General features: G+C 36.4%; 21 protein-coding genes. 15 read left to right on the top strand and 6 right to left on the bottom strand.

Annotation, left to right across the window (positions count from 1 at the left end; genetic code table 11):
- Positions 1-72: 72 nt before the first annotated feature.
- The 12 genes from uvrA to whiA all read left to right on the top strand — a co-directional run bounded on the left by uvrA (position 73) and on the right by whiA (position 14876).
- Positions 73-2910: an excinuclease ABC subunit UvrA gene (gene uvrA / locus BMX83_RS04700; protein ID WP_091634057.1), complete on the top strand. Its 2838-nt coding sequence runs from the start codon at positions 73-75 to the stop codon at positions 2908-2910.
- A gap of 150 nt (positions 2911-3060) precedes the next feature.
- Positions 3061-4773, top strand: a complete 1713-nt coding sequence (gene liaX, locus BMX83_RS04695) for a daptomycin-sensing surface protein LiaX (RefSeq protein WP_091634054.1) — start codon at positions 3061-3063, stop codon at positions 4771-4773.
- An 11-nt stretch (positions 4774-4784) separates the two neighbouring features.
- A complete protein-coding gene (locus tag BMX83_RS04690) occupies positions 4785-5078 on the top strand; it encodes a PspC domain-containing protein (protein WP_091634052.1) in 294 nt (97 codons plus the stop codon).
- 3 nt (positions 5079-5081) lie between these two features.
- A complete protein-coding gene (locus BMX83_RS04685; protein WP_091634049.1) occupies positions 5082-5417 on the top strand; it encodes a phage holin family protein in 336 nt (111 codons plus the stop codon).
- A gap of 283 nt (positions 5418-5700) precedes the next feature.
- Complete coding sequence (gene hprK, locus BMX83_RS04680; RefSeq protein ID WP_091634046.1) at positions 5701-6639, top strand: HPr(Ser) kinase/phosphatase; 939 nt, start codon at positions 5701-5703, stop codon at positions 6637-6639.
- A 15-nt stretch (positions 6640-6654) separates the two neighbouring features.
- On the top strand, positions 6655-7530 hold the full coding sequence (lgt, locus tag BMX83_RS04675) for a prolipoprotein diacylglyceryl transferase (protein WP_091634045.1): 876 nt from the start codon (positions 6655-6657) through the stop codon (positions 7528-7530).
- A gap of 39 nt (positions 7531-7569) precedes the next feature.
- Positions 7570-8571 carry an NAD(P)H-dependent glycerol-3-phosphate dehydrogenase gene (locus BMX83_RS04670; protein WP_091634042.1) on the top strand — a complete coding sequence of 334 codons (1002 nt, stop codon included), beginning with the start codon at positions 7570-7572 and terminating at the stop codon, positions 8569-8571.
- A gap of 228 nt (positions 8572-8799) precedes the next feature.
- Complete coding sequence (trxB, locus tag BMX83_RS04665; protein WP_091634040.1) at positions 8800-9744, top strand: thioredoxin-disulfide reductase; 945 nt, start codon at positions 8800-8802, stop codon at positions 9742-9744.
- A gap of 331 nt (positions 9745-10075) precedes the next feature.
- Positions 10076-11800, top strand: a complete 1725-nt coding sequence (locus tag BMX83_RS04660) for a phospho-sugar mutase (RefSeq protein ID WP_091634037.1) — start codon at positions 10076-10078, stop codon at positions 11798-11800.
- Positions 11801-11972: 172 nt separating this feature from the next.
- Entirely contained in the window at positions 11973-12860 is an 888-nt protein-coding gene (gene rapZ / locus BMX83_RS04655) for an RNase adapter RapZ (RefSeq protein ID WP_091634034.1), read from the top strand.
- A complete protein-coding gene (locus BMX83_RS04650; protein ID WP_091634031.1) occupies positions 12857-13873 on the top strand; it encodes a gluconeogenesis factor YvcK family protein in 1017 nt (338 codons plus the stop codon). Before rapZ ends, BMX83_RS04650 begins: the two co-directional genes overlap by 4 nt.
- 49 nt (positions 13874-13922) lie before the next feature.
- Entirely contained in the window at positions 13923-14876 is a 954-nt protein-coding gene (gene whiA / locus BMX83_RS04645) for a DNA-binding protein WhiA (protein ID WP_091634029.1), read from the top strand.
- A 40-nt stretch (positions 14877-14916) separates the two neighbouring features.
- On the opposite strand, the gene BMX83_RS04640 is transcribed toward whiA, so the two are convergent.
- From BMX83_RS04640 to BMX83_RS04630, 3 genes are all read right to left on the bottom strand, one after another.
- Positions 14917-15630, bottom strand: coding sequence for an MgtC/SapB family protein (locus BMX83_RS04640; protein WP_177170499.1), 714 nt, complete (start codon positions 15628-15630; stop codon positions 14917-14919).
- A 108-nt stretch (positions 15631-15738) separates the two neighbouring features.
- Complete coding sequence (locus BMX83_RS04635; protein WP_091634024.1) at positions 15739-16302, bottom strand: chromate transporter; 564 nt, start codon at positions 16300-16302, stop codon at positions 15739-15741.
- Positions 16299-16883, bottom strand: a complete 585-nt coding sequence (locus tag BMX83_RS04630) for a chromate transporter (protein ID WP_336622032.1) — start codon at positions 16881-16883, stop codon at positions 16299-16301. The genes BMX83_RS04635 and BMX83_RS04630 overlap by 4 nt, the downstream gene beginning before the upstream one ends.
- A gap of 165 nt (positions 16884-17048) precedes the next feature.
- On the opposite strand from BMX83_RS04630, the gene BMX83_RS04625 reads away from it, so the two are divergent.
- The gene (locus BMX83_RS04625) at positions 17049-17912 is read left to right on the top strand and encodes a glycosyltransferase family 8 protein (protein ID WP_091634021.1); all 864 of its coding nucleotides are present in this window, start codon (positions 17049-17051) and stop codon (positions 17910-17912) included.
- The gene (gene gorA / locus BMX83_RS04620) at positions 17909-19270 is read left to right on the top strand and encodes a glutathione-disulfide reductase (RefSeq protein ID WP_091634018.1); all 1362 of its coding nucleotides are present in this window, start codon (positions 17909-17911) and stop codon (positions 19268-19270) included. Before BMX83_RS04625 ends, gorA begins: the two co-directional genes overlap by 4 nt.
- Positions 19271-19418: 148 nt before the next feature.
- Here the strand turns inward: gorA and BMX83_RS04615 are convergent, their stop codons facing one another.
- Genes BMX83_RS04615 through BMX83_RS04605 form a run of 3 tightly spaced genes read right to left on the bottom strand, consistent with a single transcriptional unit; the run spans position 19419 to position 22225 of the window.
- Positions 19419-20639 carry an ABC transporter permease gene (locus BMX83_RS04615; protein WP_091634015.1) on the bottom strand — a complete coding sequence of 407 codons (1221 nt, stop codon included), beginning with the start codon at positions 20637-20639 and terminating at the stop codon, positions 19419-19421.
- Positions 20640-21347, bottom strand: a complete 708-nt coding sequence (locus BMX83_RS04610) for an ABC transporter ATP-binding protein (protein ID WP_091634012.1) — start codon at positions 21345-21347, stop codon at positions 20640-20642. It abuts the gene before it with no gap.
- A gap of 14 nt (positions 21348-21361) precedes the next feature.
- Positions 21362-22225 carry an efflux RND transporter periplasmic adaptor subunit gene (locus BMX83_RS04605; RefSeq protein WP_091634009.1) on the bottom strand — a complete coding sequence of 288 codons (864 nt, stop codon included), beginning with the start codon at positions 22223-22225 and terminating at the stop codon, positions 21362-21364.
- Between the two features lie 161 nt (positions 22226-22386).
- On the opposite strand from BMX83_RS04605, the gene BMX83_RS04600 reads away from it, so the two are divergent.
- Positions 22387-22596: transposase (locus BMX83_RS04600; RefSeq protein WP_177170498.1), on the top strand; the 210-nt coding region annotated here is incomplete at its 3' end.

The raw sequence follows: 22596 nt of genomic DNA, 5'->3' as shown, positions 1-22596 counted from the left end.
AAAAAGTAAAACAGTTAAAAGAAGTAGTCGTTTGTAAAAGTAATGATGTATAAAAAAAGATAGGGTGAAAATATGGCTAATGATAAAATTGAGGTGCGTGGCGCACGTTCTCATAATCTAAAAAATATAGACATTACAATTCCAAGAGATAAATTAGTAGTTATGACTGGGTTGTCTGGTTCAGGGAAAAGTTCACTGGCATTCGATACTCTCTATGCAGAGGGGCAGCGTCGATATGTGGAGTCTCTTTCTTCTTATGCAAGGCAGTTTCTGGGACAAATGGATAAACCAGATGTGGATAGTATCGAAGGGCTTAGTCCTGCCATATCAATCGATCAAAAAACGACCAGTAATAATCCGCGGTCAACTGTCGGCACAGTTACAGAAATAAATGACTTTTTAAGATTAATGTATGCAAGAATAGGGACACCCATTTGTCCGAATGACGGAACAGAAATAAAAAGCCAAACGGTTGAACAAATGGTTGATCGTATTTTGGAATATCCAGAACGTACACGTCTTCAAATACTTGCTCCTGTAATTAAAGAAAAAAAGGGACAACACAAAAAAGTTTTGGAAAGAATTAAAAGTGAAGGATACGTAAGGTTGCGCATTGATGGTGAACTCGTTGATATTGATCAAGAGATTGAATTAGATAAGAACATCAATCATTCAATTGATGTAATTATAGATCGTATTGCTCTGAAGGAAGGCATTCGTGCCCGCTTGTTTGATTCTTTAGAAGCAGCACTCCAGCTAGGGGACGGTTACGTTATAGCAGATATTATTGGTGATGAGGAAGTCCTTTTCAGTGAGCACTATGCTTGTCCTGTATGTGGTTTCACATTACCCCCTTTGGAGCCGCGATTGTTTTCATTTAACGCACCATTTGGCGCATGCCCTGAATGTGATGGTTTAGGTACGAAATTAGAAGTAGACATAGATTTAGTTGTTCCAGACAAATCATTAACCTTAAAAGAAGGCGCGCTATTACCTTGGGAACCGATTAGTTCCAAGTATTATCCGCAAATGCTCGCCCAAGCGTGTGAAGCCTTTGATATAGATATGAATGTCCCCTTTGAAAAATTACCGAAAAAGCATAAAAATATTGTACTACATGGTTCTAAAAAGAAGAAATTTCATTTTCACTATAAAAATGATTATGGAAGCGTTAGAGACACAATGCTACCTTTTGAAGGGGTTATGCCGAATGTTAAACGACGCTACCATGAAACCAGTAGTGATTATACTCGCAGAACAATGCAGCAGTACATGACTGAATTGGAATGCCCGGTTTGTCATGGAAAGCGTCTAAATAGAGAGGCTCTGTCCGTTAAAATCGAAGGGCGAGATCTGGGTGAAATTAATCAACTATCAATTGAAAATGCCAGTGATTTCTTTGAAACAATGGATTTGTCGACTAATGATACAGCGATAGCTAAACCGATAAGAAAGGAAATTAACGATAGGCTCTCGTTTTTAAGAAACGTAGGCTTGGACTATTTAACTTTGAATCGTAAAGCGGGCACTCTTTCTGGTGGCGAAGCACAGAGGATTCGATTAGCTACCCAGATTGGCTCAAATCTGTCTGGTGTGCTTTATATTCTTGATGAGCCATCAATTGGTTTACACCAAAGAGATAATAATCGCTTAATAGAATCACTTAAGAAAATGAGAGATTTAGGCAATACGCTGATTGTTGTTGAGCATGATGAAGACACTATGCGGGCCGCTGATTACATTGTAGATATTGGACCAGGGGCTGGAGAACAAGGAGGAGAAGTGGTTGCTGTAGGTTCACCAGCTGACATCAAATCTAATCCTAATTCTATTACAGGTGCTTATCTATCAGGGAAAAAAGAAATTCCCATACCCGAAGAAAGACGAATGAATAAAGATGGATACATTAAAATTAAAGGAGCAGAAGAAAATAACCTCAAGAATATTGATGTAGATTTCCCGCTGGGTAAATTTATCGCAGTGACAGGTGTTTCTGGCTCTGGAAAAAGCTCGCTAGTTAATGAAATCTTGCGTAAAGCACTTGCGAGAGAAGTAGGTAAATCTAAAAAAAGACCAGGAAAGTTTAAATCAATCGAGGGGTATGAGCGATTAGAAAAAGTTATTGATATTGATCAGAGCCCTATTGGTCGAACGCCTAGAAGTAACCCAGCAACTTATACCAGTGTTTTTGACGATGTTCGTGATTTGTTTGCCAAAACAAACGAAGCGAAAATGCGCGGATATAAAAAAGGGCGCTTTAGTTTCAACGTAAAGGGTGGAAGGTGTGAAGCGTGTAAAGGCGATGGTATATTGAAAATAGAAATGCACTTTTTACCTGACGTCTACGTCCCATGTGAAGTCTGTCACGGGACACGATATAATTCAGAGACGCTAGAAGTGAAATATAAAGGGGCTAATATAGCTGATGTTCTGGGTATGACGATAGAAGAAGCCGTTACCTTCTTTTCTAACGTTCCAAAAATCTCACGTAAACTTCAGACAATTATTGATGTCGGTCTGGGTTATATGACGCTTGGGCAACCAGCAACGACACTCTCTGGCGGGGAAGCCCAGCGTATGAAATTGGCTAGTGAATTACACAAAAGACAAAACGGTCATAACTTCTATATCTTGGATGAACCAACAACCGGCTTACATGCAGATGATATTGACAGACTACTAAAAGTACTTGATCGTTTGGTAGAAGCAGGAAATACTGTTCTAGTAATTGAACACAATCTTGATGTTATTAAAGTGGCTGATCACGTTATAGACCTTGGTCCAGAAGGTGGCGAAGGCGGAGGAACGGTTATTACAACAGGGACACCAGAAGATGTTGCTAAATGCGAAGAGAGCTATACAGGCTACTATTTAAAGGGAATTCTTGAAAAGCATAAGGTGAAAAAATAAAGCAATAGAGTAAAGGTAAGTGACGTAGTAAGTTCTAGCGGAAAATCAGTCGTAAGACCTATGACAATAGCTAAGAATTGTTGCATAATTAATATAGATAGTAATTAGTATGGTGCAACAATTCATAAGCTTATATAGGAGGGCTATAACATGAGTGAAAAAGAACGCATAATAGACTTAATGAAAAAAGGAATATTATCAACTGAAGAAGGTCTTGACCTGCTTGAGAATACAATCAATGCCGAAGGTAAGAAAGTTGAAGAAGAAGAGTTTACGGCGGACGTATACGAGGATCCAAAAGTAGAATCAGCTGAAAATGAAGCAGAACAAGACAAAGATAAAGCTGAAATTGAAATAGAAGAACTAGTTAAAGAAATAAACGCAGCATCAGTTAAATTAGATACATTAAATCAGCAACTTTCTGAGGTTAATTCTGAATTAGATGAGGAAAAAGCTGAATTAGAACGTCTGATGGAAGATGATAAAAACGTAATTAAAGATAGTAAAGAAGTCATACTTGAAGAAATTTCTTTTGTCAAAAAAGAATTAGAATTGATTAAACAACTGGATGAAGTAGATAATACCGAAGAAATTATATCACTTCGTAATAAAATTGACCAACTATCCGAGCAATTAGATCAAGTAGAAATAACAGAAGAACAAACTGAAAACGATAGTAAAAAGCAGAATGTTAAAAATAAGATAAATGCTTTGGAAAAAGAAAAAGATGAACTAAAAAAGGAAAAAGAAAAAATAGCTAAGGAATTAAATCGTTCAAAAGTTAAGCAGTGGACATTGAAAGCCAAACAAGCAACAGCTAGATTTGAAATGCCTGATAATTGGAAAAAAGAAACAAATGAAGAAATATCAAAAGCGAGTAAAAAAATCGAAGAAGCTGGGAAAGAAATATCTTCAATATTTAAAAAGAAGGTTGACCAGGCTTCTGATGGCAAGGTGAGAGAATCAATCCGTTCTTCTGTTGATAACGTTCTAGATAATTTTGATTGGAAAAATGTTAACTTGAAGTTTCCTACACTAGCGACGCAAAGCTATCACAAGGAATGGACGCTAAATGATTTCAAGGCGACGATTGTAGATGTCAAAGTAGCAAATGGTAAAATTCTGATAGAAAAAGGGCAGACTGATTCCGTTTCTATATCAGCTAAGGGAAAGCTTTATGGAAAAATGAGTGAAAATACGCCGAAAGAATCGTTTGAGGCGCGCAGTACTGTAAGTGTTGATGATGATAAAATGCGGGTTCATGTCCCCAATAAACGTGTATACGTTGACTTGAAAATAACACTACCTGAAATTGCGTACGATTATCTTTCAATCAATACACTGAATGGTAAAATTCAAGTGGATGATTTGAATGTGCAAGATGTCTTTGTTAAATCGACAAATGGATCAATTGTCTTTAATCATTTAAAAGGAACAATGCTTGAGGCTAAAGGATCTAATGGTTCTATAACCGTTAAAAAGAGTCAGTTAAAAGATTTGCTAGCTAATACTGTGAATGGCTCCGTCGTGTATGAGGGAGAACTTGAAAGTGGGAATTTAACTACAACCAATGGTGATGTAAAAATTTCTTTCAAGGAAACAGGGATAAAGCGCCTCAAAGCCTCTTCCGTGAATGGTAACGTGAAATTAGCTATTCCAGACTCGATGGCCATTGATGGTGAGGCCAAAACGACTTTTGGAGAAATTAAGAGTCGTCTGAGTAATACTGAAATAGATGAGCAATCAGAAAAAACTAAAAAATTTAAACGAATTAACGATAAGGTGTCGCTTGACTTTAATCTTTCGACGACAACTGGTAATGTATTATTAAAAGATATAGAAAAAACATCTGAAAGGGAATGAGGGATAAAGAAATGAAAAAATTAACAAAATCAAAGAACAATGAAGTAATATTTGGTGTGATAGGTGGACTAGGAGAATATTTTAACATTGATCCAGTCTTACTTCGAGTCGTTGTCGTTGTATTGACCTTTATCGGTGTAGGTTCTACGGTTCCAATATATCTACTATTGGCATTAGTGATGCCCGATGGTGAACAAGTATCGCGTCCAACGAACAAAGGGCGTTCGCCTTTCGGACAATACAACGGAAAAACCAAGAGAAAAGAAGCTGAAAAAGTTGAAGAAGACGATTGGAGTGACTTTTAATCAATGAAATGGTGGCAACGAATCTTAGCTAATACATTGATTTTCTTGGCATTAGCAGGTTTTCTTGATGGCTTCATGATTACCTCGTGGACAACAGCGCTCGTAGCTGCTGTTGTGTTTGGAGTATTGAATGTTCTTGTCAAACCAATATTAGTTATTTTATCATTCCCAATAACGATTATGACACTGGGATTGTTTTACTTGATTATCAATGGCTTGATGTTATGGTTAACGGCAGTTTTAGTCAGCGGTTTTGGTTTCAGTTCATTTTTCCTAGCGTTGGTAGTGGCCGTAATCGTATCAGCATTAAATGCGTATTTCAATAATGCTAATGATTAGAGAAGAAGAAACGTGGTTGCAAATTATTTGCAATCGCGTTTTTTTAGTCTCAAAACATGAAAGACAAGAGACTATTTAAATATAAAAATGTAGGACTACTGCAGAAAAAACAGGCGGAGACCTTCTTCGAAAATTTTGGGAACAATAGTAGATATAAAACGGTGAGAGAAATCACGGCTGTTCTTTATTTATATCAAAGAGTCTATTTAAAATTTCTACTATGATATTGTTAGATGTGATATGATGAAGGTATGTTTATATCAATGAATAAAGGAGATAATCAATGGCTACTTCCGTTAAAATACATGAATTGGTCGAGTCAATGGATGACATACGTGTCGTTGTTGGTGAAGAGAACCTGGATAGAGAAATTCTAGTTAGTGATCTATCAAGACCCGCTCTTGAATTAACAGGTTACTTTAATTTTTATCCTATAGATCGCGTACAATTATTAGGTAAAACAGAGTTATCATTTACAGAGAAAATGACAAGTGACGAACGTTATATTGTCATGAAACGTATGTGTCAGGCTGAAACACCGGCCTTCTTAGTATCAAGAAATCAAGAACCACCTAAAGAGCTTTTGAAAGCTGCAGAAGAAAAAGGAATCCCAGTTCTTCTATCAAAACGCTCCACTACACGTTTGTCTTCAAATGTGACAAATTTTTTAGAAGAACATTTAGCTGAACGTATTTCTCAACATGGTGTACTTGTAGATATGTACGGTATGGGAGTCTTGATTATTGGTGGCTCAGGTATAGGGAAATCTGAAACCGCACTTGAGCTTATTCAGCGCGGGCATCGTTTAGTTGCCGATGACAGAGTTGAACTATATATGATGGATGAAAGACGTATTATCGGTGAACCACCAGAGATATTAAGGAATTTAATTGAAATAAGAGGCGTTGGGGTTATTGATGTTGTGAATTTATTTGGTGTGGGATCCATACGTACCAAAAAGAGAGTGGACTTAATAATCAACCTCGAACATTGGGATCGAAATAAAAAATATGACCGACTTGGTTATAACTTGGATAAAATGAGTATTTTTAATGTCGATATTCCTAAGCTATCTATACCAGTAAGGGTAGGACGGAATTTATCAATAATTATTGAAATTGCTACAATGAATATTCGTGCCAAAGAAATGGGATATGACGCTACAAAAACGTTTGAAAATAATCTAAACAAATTAATTGAAAAGAATACAAGGGAAGAATAGATAGGAGATTCATAGATGCAAAGCATTTTAGGAAGTATCGATCCGATTGCTTTTAACTTAGGACCGATAGAAGTAGCCTGGTATGGAATTATTATTGTAACAGGCATGTTTTTAGCAGTTTGGCTAAGCATACAAGAAGCGGATAAATTAGGAATTAGAGAAGATTTTATTGTAGATCTTTCTTTTTGGATCATACCTTTTGGTTTGATTGGTGCCCGTATATATTATGTGTTATTTGAACTACCAACATATTTAGCTGATCCTTTGCGTATTTTCTTTATATGGGAAGGTGGTATAGCGATTTATGGAGGTCTAATACTTGGTTTCATTACAATGTATTGGTACAGTAAAAAGAATGATGTGCCAGTTTGGCTTTTAGTAGATATTCTAGCTCCTCATGTAATGATTGCGCAAGCTATTGGACGTTGGGGTAATTTCATAAATCAAGAAGCCCATGGCGGCGAGGTAAGTAGACAATTTTTAGAAAAACTGCAACTACCTAATTTTATTATTGAGCAAATGAATATTAACGGAAGTTATTATCATCCCACATTTTTATATGAATCAGTTTGGAATGTCGTTGGATTTGTTGTCCTAATGCTACTAAGGGCTAAAAAAGGGTTGATGCTAAGAGGAGAAGTCTTTTTAGGATATCTCGCTTGGTATGGACTGGGACGCTTTTTCATTGAAGGAATGAGAACAGACAGTTTGTATATTGGGATTTTCCGTGTTTCACAGGTGTTTTCTTTAATTCTTTTAATAGCAAGTATTGGTCTGATTGTATACAGACGTTTTTACACCTATCCCAAACCTGCTTATTACACACAAGGTATTAAGCCAGAAAAAGAATTTCAAGAAAAAAAGAAAAAATATGAGAACCGAAAAAAATAGATCTCTATCATTTTCAGCAGTGATTAAGGAGGAACTCAAGTGAGTAGCAAAGTAGCTGTTTTAGGTGCTGGGTCATGGGGTAGTGCTTTAGCCAATGTTCTAGTAGAAAATGGTCACCAAGTAAACATTTGGACGAGAGAAGAGAAACAAAAAAATGAAATAAATACGAATCATACGAATGAGCATTATTTACCGGAATTTAAATTTCCAGATGAATTGGTTGCAACGACAGATTTAAAGCAAGCGGTTATGAACGCAGAAGCCATCCTTGTCGTTATACCAACAAACGGTATACGTCAACTGGCTCGAAAATTAAACGATACACTTGACCGTAAAGTAACTATTATTCATGCATCTAAAGGGTTAGAACGAGAAACCCATAAGCGGATATCGGTGATTTTAAATGAAGAATTATCAGCCAAAAAGACTGAAGGAATTGTTGCCCTATCAGGTCCCAGTCATGCTGAGGAAGTTATTAATCACGACTTGACTACTATTACTGCCGCTTCATTGAATCTAGAACGTGCAAAGTTTGTCCAAAAATTATTTCTCAATGACTATTTTAGAGTATATACTAATCCGGATATTATAGGTGTTGAAATTGGGGCAGCATTAAAAAACATTATAGCTATAGGTGCAGGTGTTATCGCTGGACTAGGTTATGGCGATAATGCTAAGGCTGGCCTTGTGACACGAGGCCTAGCGGAAATCAGTCGTCTAGGTGTAGAAATGGGCGCGGATCCTTTAACTTTTATGGGACTCAGCGGAGTGGGAGATTTGATTGTTACATGTACAAGTCCACACTCAAGAAACTGGCGAGCCGGACATCAATTAGGTGAAGGAAAAGCAATTAAAACTGTTCTTTCAAATATGGGAATGGTTGTAGAAGGCGTATCAACTACTCAAGCTGCTTTCGAATTGGCGAAAGAGCACGCAATAGAAATGCCCATAACAGAGGCAATTTATGATGTGTTATATAATGATGCTGAAGTTAAACAAGTTATATCTCATTTGATGCAGCGTGAGGGAAAAGCTGAGTAGCTAGTGTATTTGACACAATAATTACCGTTTAAAATATGAAGTTAATAAAATAATAGTTTCGGAAGCTCCTTTTACACAAACAGAATGAATAACACCTGTTGATCATAAAGGGAGCTTTTGCTTGACAATTTTCAGGTATTTGGTACACTATAAACGCTTGATGCTTACAAAAAGTAAGTTAAATAAAAATAATTTTAACCAACTATTTATTGAAAGGAATTTAATTACATGGAAGAGAATAAAACAATATATGATGTCATTATTATAGGAGCAGGACCAGGCGGTTTAACTGCTGCATTATATGCATCCCGTTCAAATTTGAAAACATTGATACTTGAAAAGGGTATACCAGGAGGACAGCTAAATAACACAGCGGAAATAGAAAATTATTCTGGATTTAAGAGTGTCACTGGACCTGATTTATCAATGAAAATGCTTGAAGGAGCGACACAGTTTGGTGCAGAACATGTCTATGGAGACGTACGTGAAATTGCGGATAAAGAGACTGTAAAAGAAGTTATTACGTCTGATAAAACGTATCAGACAAGATCAGTTATAATTGCTACAGGTGCAGAGCATAAAAAACTAGGTGTTAAAGGCGAAGCTGAGTTTAACGGACGAGGCGTGTCTTACTGCGCCGTTTGTGATGGGGCATTTTTCAGAAATAAAGAAATTATTGTTGTTGGTGGTGGAGATTCAGCTGTTGAGGAAGGTGCTTACTTGACTCAATTTGCTGACAAAGTAACAATTATACATCGTAGAGATGAATTAAGAGCACAGAAAATACTTCAGGACCGTGCGTATAAAAATAAAAAAATTGATTTTATTTGGGATACAGTTGTTGAAGAAATCGTAGGAGAAGAAAGTGTCACCGGTGTTGAAGTTAAAAATGTGAAAAATGGCGAAACAAGCCTTGTGAGAACAGACGGTGCGTTCATCTATATTGGCCTGCTACCCAATTCGGAATCATTTATGTCTTTACCAATCACAAATGAAGAAGGTTGGATTGAAACTGATGCAAATATGATGACTCAAATCCCAGGCATTTTTGCTGTAGGAGATGTTAGAGAGACCGTACTCAGACAAGTAGCAACAGCAGTAGGAGACGGATCAATCGCTGGAAATGCTGCATATCAGTATGTTGAAGAGTTGAAAGAAGCAATGGAAAAGTAAAAGAGTTAAATAAATAGAGTTGAAAGAGGCTGAAAAATCTTAGCCTCTTTCTTTTTTTTGATTTTTTTAAAAAAATGCGCTCAAAAGTAAAGGTGCCGAACACTTACACAAATAATACTGGATAACCTGACGTAGTAAAGGGTTAAACACTTTTTACGCCACACTCTTTTTGAACGAATAAAATAATTATCTAATAATTCAAGCCATTAACTGTGCAAATATTATTAATCTCTATATGTATACTCTTTTTTCATGCAAGATGAAGGTAAAAATGATACAATTAATTATAAGAGATAACTGAAAAATATCAAATTAGAGACGAGGGATTGTAATGAACTGGAAAGAAAAATATCAAACATGGCTTGAGTATGAGAATCTAGATGAATCATTAAAACAAGATTTGCAAAAATATAAAAATGATGAATCCAAGCTAGAAGATGCTTTTTATACATCATTAGAATTTGGAACAGCAGGTATGCGAGGGATTATCGGTGCAGGAACAAACCGCATGAACATCTATACAGTCAGGCAAGCGACTGAAGGTTTGGCTTTATTCATAGAAAATCAGGGTAAGCAAATGAAGGAGCGAGGTGTCGCTATTGCGTATGATTCTCGACATATGTCTAAAGCGTTTGCAGTAGAAGCTGCCTTGACTTTAGCGCACCATGGTATAAAAGCATATGTATTTGAAGAGTTGCGTCCAACGCCTGAATTATCTTTTGCTGTTAGACATCTTAAAGCAGCTGCAGGAATTATGATAACAGCTAGCCATAATCCACCTGAATACAATGGATATAAGGTATACGGTGACGATGGAGGGCAATTACCTCCAAAAGAAGCTGATGAATTAACAACATTTGTAAGAAGTGTTGAAGATATTTTATCCATTAAAGCAATGAAACAAAAAGAAGCAGAGACAAAAGGTTTACTTAAATTTGTTGGGAAAGACATAGATAAGTTTTACCTTGAAGCAATTAAAACAGTTACCATTAATCAAGACTTAACAGATAGACAAGGCAGAGAGTTGAAAATTGTTTTTACACCGCTTCATGGTACTGGGCAAATGCTGGGTGAAAAAGCTTTAAGACAAATTGGATTTAAAAATGTTTCATTTGTAGAAGAACAGTCCAAACCTGACCCTGACTTCACAACAGTAAAGTCTCCTAATCCTGAAGATCCTGCTGCTTTTGAGTTGGCTATAGAAAAAGGGAAAGAAGTGGATGCGGATGTCCTCATAGCTACAGACCCTGATGCTGACCGCTTAGGAGTGGCTGTAAGAACCGCTAAAGGACATTACGAAGTCCTAACAGGAAATCAAATTGCAGCGTTGATGGTTGAATATATATTTAAAGCACTCTCAACCAATGAAACCTTGCCAAGAAACAGTGTCATGCTGAAATCCATTGTATCAAGTGAGTTGCCAAGTGTTATTGGTGATAAATACGGTGTGGAAACAATAAATGTACTCACAGGATTCAAATTTATAGCTGAAAAAATCAAAGCTTTCGAAGCTGATCGTTCCAAAGTTTTCATGTATGGATTTGAAGAAAGTTATGGATATCTTGTTCAGCCTTTCGTTAGAGATAAGGATGCTATCCAAGCGCTCGTTATGGTGGCAGAAATGACCGCTTATTATAAAGAACAAGGGTATAGCTTGTTTGATACTATCCATGAAATTTATCACGAATATGGTCACTATAAAGAAAAAACCATTTCTGTGAAAATGGATGGAATGGAAGGAACAGAAAAAATAAATGCTATTATGAATGAGTTCCGATCAGCGACACCTGAAAGTTTTGGTGGGGTAGAAGTTTCCGTGATAGAAGACTTCAAGGAACAAACAAGACAGACAGCTGATACTAAGGAATCCATGGACTTACCACCAGCTAACGTATTGAAATATACACTAGCTGATTCAAGTTGGATTGCTGTACGACCATCTGGGACTGAGCCAAAAATTAAATTTTATATCTCAGCACGCGATGATTCCGGTGTCATTGTTTCCGAAAAATTGGAAGCCTTTGAAGCAGATATACGTTCAAGGGTTGATCTTTAAGTTCAAAAAAATGAAGAGTCGATACTATATTAAAAGTATAGTATCGGCTTTTTTGTTTTCATAAAAATGTATATTTTATAAGCTAGTAATGACACACCAGGAATGTTATAATGGGTTGGATAAGCAAACAATAGAGTATAATTAATCTATAGAGCAAACAGGAGTGAGTGTTATGAATGAAAAACTTGAACTTGTAATAATAACCGGGATGAGTGGTGCAGGTAAAACAGTTGCTATGCAGAGTTTTGAAGATATGGGCTATTATTGTATAGACAATATGCCCCCCAATCTCTTGCCAACTTTTTGGAAACTCGTTAGGGAAACTGGACAATTTAGTAAAATTGCTCTCGTTATGGATTTAAGAATGAAAGACTTTTTTGAAGAGATAAGCCAAGTGCTTGTGACTATGGACAACACTCCTCACATCACCACACGTATTGTTTTCCTTGAAGCAACAGATGAAGAACTAGTTACTCGATATAAAGAAACAAGACGCTCTCATCCTTTAGCAAAAGATGATCGTACGATAGAAGGTATAAAAAAAGAACGCCATTTATTGAATGATATTAAATTGCGCGCGCAATTAGTTATAGATACAACAACGTTAACTCCTCGCGAACTTAGAAAAAAACTAATCAAAGAGTTTAAAGAAAAAGAAAAAAATATGTTTCGAGTGGAAATTGTATCATTTGGATTTAAATATGGCCTACCAATAGATTCTGATATAGTCATGGATGTCAGATTTCTCCCAAATCCATATTATATAGAAGAATTAAGATCCCAGACGGGACTTGATAAAGAAGTTTATGATTATGTAATGCAGCAAACTGAAACAGAATCATTTTATAAAAAATTTATTGATTTAGTTGATTTTACACTCCCAGGTTATAAAAAAGAGGGAAAAAGCAATGTAACTATTGCTATTGGCTGTACCGGCGGAAAGCACCGATCAGTTGCTTTAGTTGAACGTATAGCAAATAAAATCAAGGCTGATGGGTATCATGTAAATGTTTCTCATCGCGATAAAGATAAAGCAAAGGAGTCTACTGTGCGATCATGAGAGAGGAAACGTTTAAAAAAAGAAAGCCTAAAATCGTTGTTATAGGTGGCGGGACAGGTTTACCCGTTATACTGAAAAGTTTAAAAGAAAAAGATGCAGATATTACAGCTATTGTGACAGTTGCTGATGATGGTGGAAGTAGTGGGGTTCTACGCAGAAGCTTTAATGCTGTTCCACCAGGTGATTTAAGAAATGTGCTAACAGCTCTATCTGAGATTCCAGAACTACAACGTGAAATATTTCAGTACCGGTTTAAATCTGATGACAGAAACTTAGATGGCCATACTATAGGTAACCTGATTATATCAGCTATGACAGATATGCACGGAAATATTTATGAAGCGATTCAACTCTTAACTAAACTCATGCGTGTCAGAGGTCATGTTTTTCCAGCAGCAGAAGAACCCTTAAATCTACATGCACAATATGTGGACGGTTCGACTCAGACAGGAGAATCGAAAATTCCTAAAAAAGGCAAAAAAATCGATAAGGTCTCTGTGACTTGCGTTGAAAAAGAACGTCCTGTCAAAGCTAGTAGAAAAGTTATATCAGCTATAATGAATGCAGATTTGGTTGTTTTAGGCCCGGGGAGCTTGTTTACAAGTATATTACCTAATATTATGATTCCAGATATTGGTGATGCGTTAATTGAAACAGAAGCAAAGGTAGTGTATATATCCAATATAATGACGCAATTAGGAGAAACGGAAGAGTTGAACGATGCTGATCATGTCAGAGTGTTGCATAAGCATGTTGGGGGAAAATTTGTTGATATCGCCTTAACTAATATTGGTATAGTGCCGGAAGATTACATTGAGCAAGAGATTAATGAAGAATACTTATTGCAAGTTGAGCATGATTTTAAAGGACTAAAAGCAGAAGTACCGATGGTTATATCCGACGATTTCTTATTGCTAACCGAAAAAAGTGTTTATCATAACGGCGAAAAAGTAGCAGAAGAAATTTTCAAAACGGCATTTAATAGTCAGCGAAAAATAAAAAAATATTTATAAAATAAGTACTGTATAAAACGGGCTTGTATTTTAAGAGGAAGTGAAAGTCATGTCGTTTGCGTTTGAAGTGAAAAAAGAATTAACCATGTTAGAAGTGCATCCAGAACATGCAAAAGCAGAATTAGCTGCCTTAATAAGAATGAATGGGACACTGAGCATACTTGATCATGATTTTTTATTAAATGTTCAAACTGAAAATGCAGCTATAGCAAGAAGAATTTATACTCTAATCAAAGATAACTTTGATGTCGAATCAGAACTGCTTGTCAGAAAAAAGATGAAACTCAAAAAGAATAATGTATACATTGTTCGGCTGAAAAGTGGTTGTAAAATTGTTTTAAAGGAATTAGGAATAATGGACGGAATGCTTTATCACGGTCATGTTCAGAATGAAATTAAAAACAATAAGCAGAAAGTAAAATCGTATTTAAGAGGGGCCTTTTTAGCAGGAGGCTCCGTAAATAGCCCAGACACAAGTCGTTACCACCTGGAAATTCATTCAAGTTACGAAGAACACAACAATGATATTTGTGAAATGATGCAGCTTTTTGATATGAATGCTCGTATTCATGAACGTAGAAATGGTTATATCGTTTATTTGAAAGAATCCGAGAAGATCGCGGACTTTTTAGCCTTGATAGGAGCAACGGGTAGTATGTTTAAATTTGAGGATGTACGTATTGTCCGAGATATGCGAAATTCAGTGAATCGTTTGGTAAACTGTGAAAACGCAAATTTAAATAAGACCATTGATGCAGCTTCGAAACAAATAGAGAATATAAAAGTAATAGAACAAGCAAGAGGTTTAGATACATTGCCTGAAAAATTAAAGGAAATGGCACGAATCAGATTAAATCATCCAGATGTCAGTCTCAAGGAGTTGGGAGAGCTATTACCGAATGGTGGTGTCTCTAAATCTGGGGTAAACCATAGACTGAGGAAGTTAAATCAAATAGCCGAAGAAATTAACCAAGAAACAAGCGTACAGAAAAAGGAGATTTAGACGAAAGTTTAAATCTCCTTTTTTTGTGTATATAGTTTTACTAATTATCAAAGTTAGTTTTAATTGTATTGATCTTTAATATATTTGGATGAGAGCCAACTTTGGAAATATATTCCATAGTATTGAAATTATTAGGTAAATGCAGAGTGTAAAGATCCTCGCACTGGCTCGTTCCATCTTCCATATAGGTAATGGAATGATCAGTATTAACTACAGAAATTTCATGTTCATTGAAGCTTTTTTCTAAATAATTCAAGGTTTCTCTTCTATGCTTATATTTAATTTCTAGCTGTTTGGTACGGTCTATTTTAAATAAGGTCTTTAATAAGCGCAAAACAATGAGCATAATAAATGCGCCAACGATAGCTATGAAATAATATCCCATTCCCACTGCAATACCAAGACTTGCAACCGCCCATATAGAAGCTGCTGTTGTTAAACCAGTGACCGTGCGTTTACTAACAATAATTGTTCCAGCACCAAGAAATCCAATGCCATTCACTATTTGAGCAGTTAGTCGGGTTATATCAGATGTCAACACATTAGCTAACTCAGGATTATTTCTTGAGAAATCAAGTAGCCAGTTGCTTGCTTCTAATTGTATCATTGTGATGATTGCTGCACCTAAGCTAACAAGCATGTGCGTACGTATACCTGCATCCCGCCCTTTTAATTCTCTTTCAAACCCTATCAAACCTCCTGCCAGTGCTGCTAGAAGTAGGCGTGTTAGTGTCTCCCATTGGTCTATAGCCACTATGAACCCTCCTATAATTTTATTTATAAACGTTCAAACACACTATAAAATTCTAAAAAAATAGATCGATATGTTAGACAAAACAAGATATCGACCCATTTACATTTTTTATATTATTGAGTACACTATCCCACCGAGAATACCTGTTAGTATGATGACATGAATGGGGCTTGCCTTAAACTTCCTCATCAAGAAAACACCAAGAGCAAAGAATATAATAGATACATAATTTAGCGTGCTTAAATCTACCGGTAAGTCACTCTGACCAAACATTGCAGTTAGAAAAATGGTGAGTCCAGCAGATGCGATTAAAGCAACAACTGCGGGTCGTAAACCTTGAATAATTCCTTGAACAATTTCTATGTTTTTGTATTTGAAATAAAAATAAGCCAGCAATTGCACGATAATTACAGAAGGGAGGGTGACACCAACAGTGGCGACGACTCCGCCCAAAACACCAGCTATTTGATTCCCGGAAAAAGTAGCTGCATTAATAGCGATAGGTCCTGGGGTCATCTCTGAAAGGGTTAGGACATCGATAAATTGTTGATTAGTAATCCATCCCTGGTTATGGATAAGCTCTTGCTCGATAAGGGGCAAGGCTGCATATCCTCCTCCAAAACTGAGCAATCCTATTTGAAAGAAACTGAAAAGTAGATTTAAATATATCATTGTGTATCGCCCTCATCTTTTTGTCGAAGTTCCCAGAATGTTGTTAATGCACCAATTATTCCAGAAAAGAATAGCAACCATAAAATATTAACTTGATAAACAATACCAGCGATTAAAGCGGCTATCATGACTAGTATTGGAATGATTTTTTTCTTAACAACAATTCGCTTTCCCATGTTATAAACGACGTTAACAATTATCGCAGCAACACCTGCTTGCATTCCCAGTAATACATTATTAACAATCGCGTTATCTCTAACAGCTATATATATATAGGCTAAAGCTGTCATAATCAGTAGAGGAGGGATGATTGTTCCTAAAACAGTTACCATTGCTCCTTTGACGCCAGCCATTCGGTAACCTACAAGAATCGATGTATTGACAGCAATAGGTCCAGGAGACGACTGTCCTAAAGCTATTAAATCGAGCATTTCGTCTTCATTAATCCATCCAAGTTCTTTAACGAACTTTTTTTCCATCAAAGGAACAATGACATAGCCACCGCCGAAAGTAAACATACTTAAGAAAAAAGTAGATTTAAAGAGTTCTGTATATAAAGTTTTCTTTGACATCTCTTCCATTAGATTTCTCCTCTTTGCGTATTAACTTTAATTATAATAGAATTAAGAAGTGTTTAAAAGGAAAAGGGTTCTTTGCTTCGATATATTTAAAATACCCTTCACGTGTTTTTTTATAAAAGAATAGGTATAATAAAAATATGAAGCTATAGGATTGGAGTTAAGGATATGATTAATGTATTATTTTCTTTGGATGAAAATTATATATATCCATTAAAGGTTCTGATTCATTCGCTTATTGAAAATCATCCGAATGAATCGTTTCGTATGTATCTACTGCACGCTGGTATTAAAAGTGAGACATTAAAGGAGCTAGAAACAAACCTTAAAAGAGAGGGCAATCATGAACTGATTGATATTTATTGTAAAGATTTTTTTAAAGAGTCGGATGAATTAGCTATAACACGTTATTATGCTCTGGAAATGTATCTTTGGATGTTTGCCCCGTCTATTCTACCTTCTGATATTGATCGTATTCTATATTTAGATCCGGATATAATTAACGTGGGAGATATTCGTTCTTTATACAATCAATCTTTCGAGGGCCATTCATTTATTGCGACGAATTATAAATATAAAACCAAGTGGGTTCAACCTTTTAATAATTTGAGGCTTAGAAATTTTGAATCTGAAAATTATTTCAATTCAGGTGTTGTGATGATGAACATGAAAAAGTTAAGGCAAGTAGCAGATCCTGACCAGCTAGTAGAAGCGATTAGAGAAAATAAATCGATCCTTATATTACCAGACCAAGACATCTTTAATATGCTTTATCATAATGATATCAAGGAGGAAGACTGGCGTATTTATAATATGAATCCAAAGGTTTATGAAAAACTGAAAGTAATTTTTCCCAATAGATATAATTTTCAGATGATTGACGATAAGGTTGTATTTATTCATTATTTGGGAAAAAATAAACCTTGGGATAAACGAGAAAAATATAAATATGCATTAGGGAAATATTATTTTGAGGCTGAACGTAAAACGTATAGTGAAACAGATTATGCAAATAAGGGGAATAAAGAATGACTAAGGAATTTGATTATGATTATTTAGTAATAGGCGGAGGAAGTGGCGGTATTGCCTCAGCTAATCGTGCAGCGATGCATGGAGCTCGTGTGGCTTTGATTGAAGAAGATGCACTGGGAGGAACATGTGTAAATCTTGGCTGTGTACCCAAGAAGGTCATGTGGCATGTTGCAGAAATGATAGAATCAATGGAGCTATACGGGAACGATTACGGTATAGAATTTAAAGAAGATCCAATTTTTCATTATAAAAAAATGAGAGAAAACAGGAAACAATATATTTCATATTTGCATACTGTTTATAAAAGAGGACTCGATTCTAACGACGTTACTCATATCGAAGGAAGAGCAACCTTTGTTGATGACGCGACAGTAGAAGTGAATAATAAAAAAATAACTGCTGAGCATATTTTAATTGCAACTGGGGGTCAACCTAAGCGACTGGATATACCAGGAGGCGAATTTGGTATTGTGTCAGACGATGTATTCTATCTTGAAGAATTACCAAAGAGTATCGCGATTATTGGTGGAGGGTACATTAGTGTTGAAATGAGTGGCATTTTGAATGCATTTGGCGTGGAAACACATATGTTTGTCAGAAAACCAACCCCGCTTTATAATTTTGACTCGATCATCTGTGAGGGATATCAAGCATTAACCGAGGGAAGCGGACAGCAAATTCATGTGGATAAAACCATTGTAAGTGTGGAAGAAAAAAATGAACATTCTTATGTGCTGCATTTTGAGGATGGGACAACACATGAAACCGAGGAAATACTGTGGGCAACTGGTAGAACACCTAATACAAATAACTTGAATATTGAAGCAACTGGAGTAAATCTTTATCCAGGTGGCTATGTTGAGGTGGATAAATATCAAAATACAACAGCCAAAAATATCTATTCCATTGGAGATGTTACTGGACGAGCTGAGTTGACGCCTGTAGCCATCGCAGCTGGGCGTGCTCTGTCAGAAAGGTTATTTAACGGGAAAACTGAGGAGCATTTCGACTATAAACATATTCCAACGGTGATTTTTACTCATCCTCCAATTGGAACAGTAGGAATGACTGAAAAGCAAGCGAAGGAAGAATATCCTGAAGATAAAGTCAAGATATACAAATCTACATTCACATCAATGCATAGCTCTATTACCGAAAATAGGCAGAAGGCATATATGAAATTAGTTTGTGTAGGTGAGAATGAAAAAGTTGTTGGTCTACATGGTATTGGAAAAGGTATGGATGAAATGCTGCAAGGATTTTCAGTGGCGATTCAAATGGGGGCAACCAAAAAAGATTTTGATCGCACGGTAGCGATACATCCAACTGCTGCTGAAGAATTTGTTACTATGCGTTAAATGTCATCTATAAATTCCTTTACTCTTAATTTAGTTGATTACAAACGAACAGAAAATTTAAACTGGCAGTAATTTAAGATATATAAATAGGGAGACTTGAAATCAGTAAAACTGATTTCAAGTCTCCCTATTTTATTTACATTTTGATTTATTCAAATCTTAAAGCATCGATTGGGGTTAGTTTTGCAGCCTTACGTGCAGGATAAATGCCGAAGAAGACGCCTACTGCGGTCGAGAAGGCAAGCACGAGCCCAACACTACCTAGTGTATATATAGGAACGATATTTAAAGCACTGGCAATCACATTTGAGAGTAATATACCTAAAGTTAGACCAATCATTCCGCCGATTAGACTAAGAATGACAGCTTCCATTAAAAACTGAATCAATATCGTTTTAGTCGTTGCTCCGAGAGCCTTACGCGTTCCGATTTCTCTTGTTCGTTCTGTTACAGATACAAGCATAATATTCATAACGCCTATACCGCCAACAAGTAGGGCAATTCCAGCTACGGCAGCAATGAAGTTAATAAACAGACTTAGAACATTGTTTACTTGGTCAAGAGCTTGGAGAAAGTTTCTAGCATTATATATGTTTTCACCAACAGCATCATTGCGCAGTTCCAGTAATCGAACGATTTGATTAGAAATGGGTTCGATTTGTTCTGTATCCTCAACTTCGATAATGACTGAATTCATCCCAGCTAATTGCGGAACTTGTTGACCAACGGTTGATTGAGGCATAGCCATGAACAAAGGGATTTGATCGGCATCAAAAGCACCTTGCATATCAGCAAAGGAACCTTCAACCACGCCAACGATACGAAGATCCAAGCGAGTTTGAGTGATATTTACTGAAAGAGTTTCCCCTACAACATCAGTTCGACCAAATAATGCTTCAGCACCATCTGTATCAATAACAACGACACTGTTATTCTCATCAAAATCTATCTGGTTAAAATAGCGACCATGAATCAGATTAGAACTCATTGTTTGACTGAGATATTGTAAATCTGGCGTACCATAAGAGACAACAGCCTGGCGGGAATCCATTTCAGTAGAAGCTGTACCTGATATCTGCTGATTAGGAGAAATATATTGAATTTCTTCTATAGAATCCTTTAAAACGACTAAATCCTCTTGTTCCAATGCAGCATTTGAGTCATCAGAATCATTAGCGGTAAGATTTATTGTGGTTGCACCCAGGTCACTAAATGTACCAGTGATTTCTTTGGCAGCACCGTTACCCACTGCTAAAATAGCAATGACTGAAGCAATGCCGATAATAATACCTAACATAGTCAGGAACGAACGCATTTTATTAGCGAAAATACTGTCTAAAGCCATTTTGAAATTCTCTTTAATGAACACTTAATCCACCTCCGCTTTTGAGAGTTGTTTAGGTGTTACTGTTTCATCTTCGGTAATTTGTCCATCACGGAAGTGAACGATACGTTTTGTGTATGCAGCCATTTCTGGTTCATGTGTAACCATTACGATTGTTGTACCCTCATCATTTAAATCCTGAAATATACGCATAATATCTTCCGTCGTTTTAGAGTCCAAATTCCCTGTAGGCTCATCAGCCATAAGAACAGAAGGACGGTTGACAATGGAACGCGCAATAGCCACACGTTGTTTTTGACCACCAGATATTTCATTGGTCAAGTGATAAAGTCTATCACCAAGTCCAACTTTTTCTAAGGCCTCAGTTGCACGTTTTTTACGTTCGTCAGCAGGGACCTTGGCATAAACAAGGGGAAGCATGACATTCTCAAGTACATTCATACGTGCCATTAGGTTAAATGATTGAAAAACAAAACCAATTTCTTTATTTCTTACGCCAGCTAGTTGATCATCAGATAGCTCGGTGACATCTGTCCCATTAAGCATATATTTTCCATTATCAAATCGATCAAGCAAACCTAAAATATTCATAAGGGTGGATTTCCCGGACCCACTAGGACCCATAATGGAGGTGAACTCTCCTTCTTTAATTGAGAGAGTAACTTTATCCAGTGCTTTGATAGTTTCTCCACCCAAACGATATATTTTTTCTATATCGGTAATTTCTATCACAAGATATCCTCCTTTTAATTGTCCAGTTCCACTTCAAGTCCATCTTTTACATCAGAGCTTGGAGATAGAATAACTTTATCGCCATCAGATAATCCCTCTTGAACTTCAATAATAGCTTCTGACTGGATACCAGTTTTTATATCTTTACGCTCTGCGATACCTTCATTTACGATGTATACATAGGGCTCATTGTTTTCATTATAGTTTAGAGTTTCTACCGGAATAACCATAACGCTCTTTTGTGAATCAACAATGATATCAACGTCGATTTCAAAGCCGGCAATCAATTCTGACGTGTCGGAATCAAAAGTAACTGTTGCGCCTAGTAACGTAGCAGCTCCCGTTTGTGTTTGCTGCTGAGTAGCAACAGGATCGATTTTAGATACAAGACCTTCAAATTCAGTGTCATTATAAGTCATAGTGACATTTTGATCCACTTGAACCTCGCCAGCATCTGAACGTGACAATTGAAGAGCAACTTGCAAGTCATTTAAGTTCTCAACTACAATAGATGCACGTCCTTGCTGCGCACTCGTATCGTTAGACTCTTCTTTTATGTTTACTTCAGTCACTGTTCCATTAAATTCAGCTTCAAACGAGGTGCCATTTACATATGATACTAATGTATCACCTTCAGTTACCGAGTCTCCTACAGAGACAGCTAACTCAGAGACGATCCCTTGACCAAAGACTTGTTGCGATTCACTTGGTTCTATAATCCCAGTGGTAACTATCTTTTCTGTGATATCCTCCTTTTTAACCTCGGCGGTGCGAACGGTAGCTGTTACTTCTTCTTGCTGGCTACTGTAAATGCTATAACTTACAAAACCAATAAAAGCTAAAAAGAGTATTAATCCAATCCATTTTTTCCCTTTCATATCTAAAGCGCCCTTTCTCTATTCATATTATTATCAAACAAATATACTAACTCCTTAAGTAGATAAAGTCCATATAATTGTGTAAAAGATAAAAGGCCATATAAAGCTCCTTTTACGGTACAATGTTTTTATCGACAAAAACATACCTAGGAGGACTTTATATGACCCAAGTACATTTTACATTGAATACTGATGAGATACAAAAGATAATTAATGATTCTGTAAAAGATGATTTAGCGAAAGATATTTTAACCACCATTTTTAATCAGCTCATGGAAGACCAACGGTCAGAATACATTCAAGCTGATGAATATGAGCGATCAACTACACGTCAAAGTCAACGAAATGGCTATTATGAACGCGATTATACG

The sequence above is a fragment of the Alkalibacterium gilvum genome (assembly GCF_900109085.1).
GTDB classification, from domain to species: Bacteria; Bacillota; Bacilli; order Lactobacillales; family Carnobacteriaceae_A; genus Alkalibacterium; species Alkalibacterium gilvum.
The sequence above is the reverse complement of the archived record's forward strand: the minus strand, read 5'-3'. Positions and strand labels throughout refer to the sequence as shown.

What these genes read in the sequence shown, in the direction of transcription:
- uvrA (WP_091634057.1), top strand. Translation starts at nt 73, where the DNA reads ATGGCTAATGATAAAATTGAGGTGCGTGGCGCACGTTCTCATAATCTA.
- liaX (WP_091634054.1), top strand. Translation starts at nt 3,061, where the DNA reads ATGAGTGAAAAAGAACGCATAATAGACTTAATGAAAAAAGGAATATTA.
- BMX83_RS04690 (WP_091634052.1), top strand. Translation starts at nt 4,785, where the DNA reads ATGAAAAAATTAACAAAATCAAAGAACAATGAAGTAATATTTGGTGTG.
- BMX83_RS04685 (WP_091634049.1), top strand. Translation starts at nt 5,082, where the DNA reads ATGAAATGGTGGCAACGAATCTTAGCTAATACATTGATTTTCTTGGCA.
- hprK (WP_091634046.1), top strand. Translation starts at nt 5,701, where the DNA reads ATGGCTACTTCCGTTAAAATACATGAATTGGTCGAGTCAATGGATGAC.
- lgt (WP_091634045.1), top strand. Translation starts at nt 6,655, where the DNA reads ATGCAAAGCATTTTAGGAAGTATCGATCCGATTGCTTTTAACTTAGGA.
- trxB (WP_091634040.1), top strand. Translation starts at nt 8,800, where the DNA reads ATGGAAGAGAATAAAACAATATATGATGTCATTATTATAGGAGCAGGA.
- BMX83_RS04660 (WP_091634037.1), top strand. Translation starts at nt 10,076, where the DNA reads ATGAACTGGAAAGAAAAATATCAAACATGGCTTGAGTATGAGAATCTA.
- rapZ (WP_091634034.1), top strand. Translation starts at nt 11,973, where the DNA reads ATGAATGAAAAACTTGAACTTGTAATAATAACCGGGATGAGTGGTGCA.
- BMX83_RS04650 (WP_091634031.1), top strand. Translation starts at nt 12,857, where the DNA reads ATGAGAGAGGAAACGTTTAAAAAAAGAAAGCCTAAAATCGTTGTTATA.
- whiA (WP_091634029.1), top strand. Translation starts at nt 13,923, where the DNA reads ATGTCGTTTGCGTTTGAAGTGAAAAAAGAATTAACCATGTTAGAAGTG.
- BMX83_RS04635 (WP_091634024.1), bottom strand. Translation starts at nt 16,302, where the DNA reads ATGATATATTTAAATCTACTTTTCAGTTTCTTTCAAATAGGATTGCTC.
- BMX83_RS04630 (WP_336622032.1), bottom strand. Translation starts at nt 16,883, where the DNA reads ATGGAAGAGATGTCAAAGAAAACTTTATATACAGAACTCTTTAAATCT.
- BMX83_RS04625 (WP_091634021.1), top strand. Translation starts at nt 17,049, where the DNA reads ATGATTAATGTATTATTTTCTTTGGATGAAAATTATATATATCCATTA.
- gorA (WP_091634018.1), top strand. Translation starts at nt 17,909, where the DNA reads ATGACTAAGGAATTTGATTATGATTATTTAGTAATAGGCGGAGGAAGT.
- BMX83_RS04605 (WP_091634009.1), bottom strand. Translation starts at nt 22,225, where the DNA reads ATGAAAGGGAAAAAATGGATTGGATTAATACTCTTTTTAGCTTTTATT.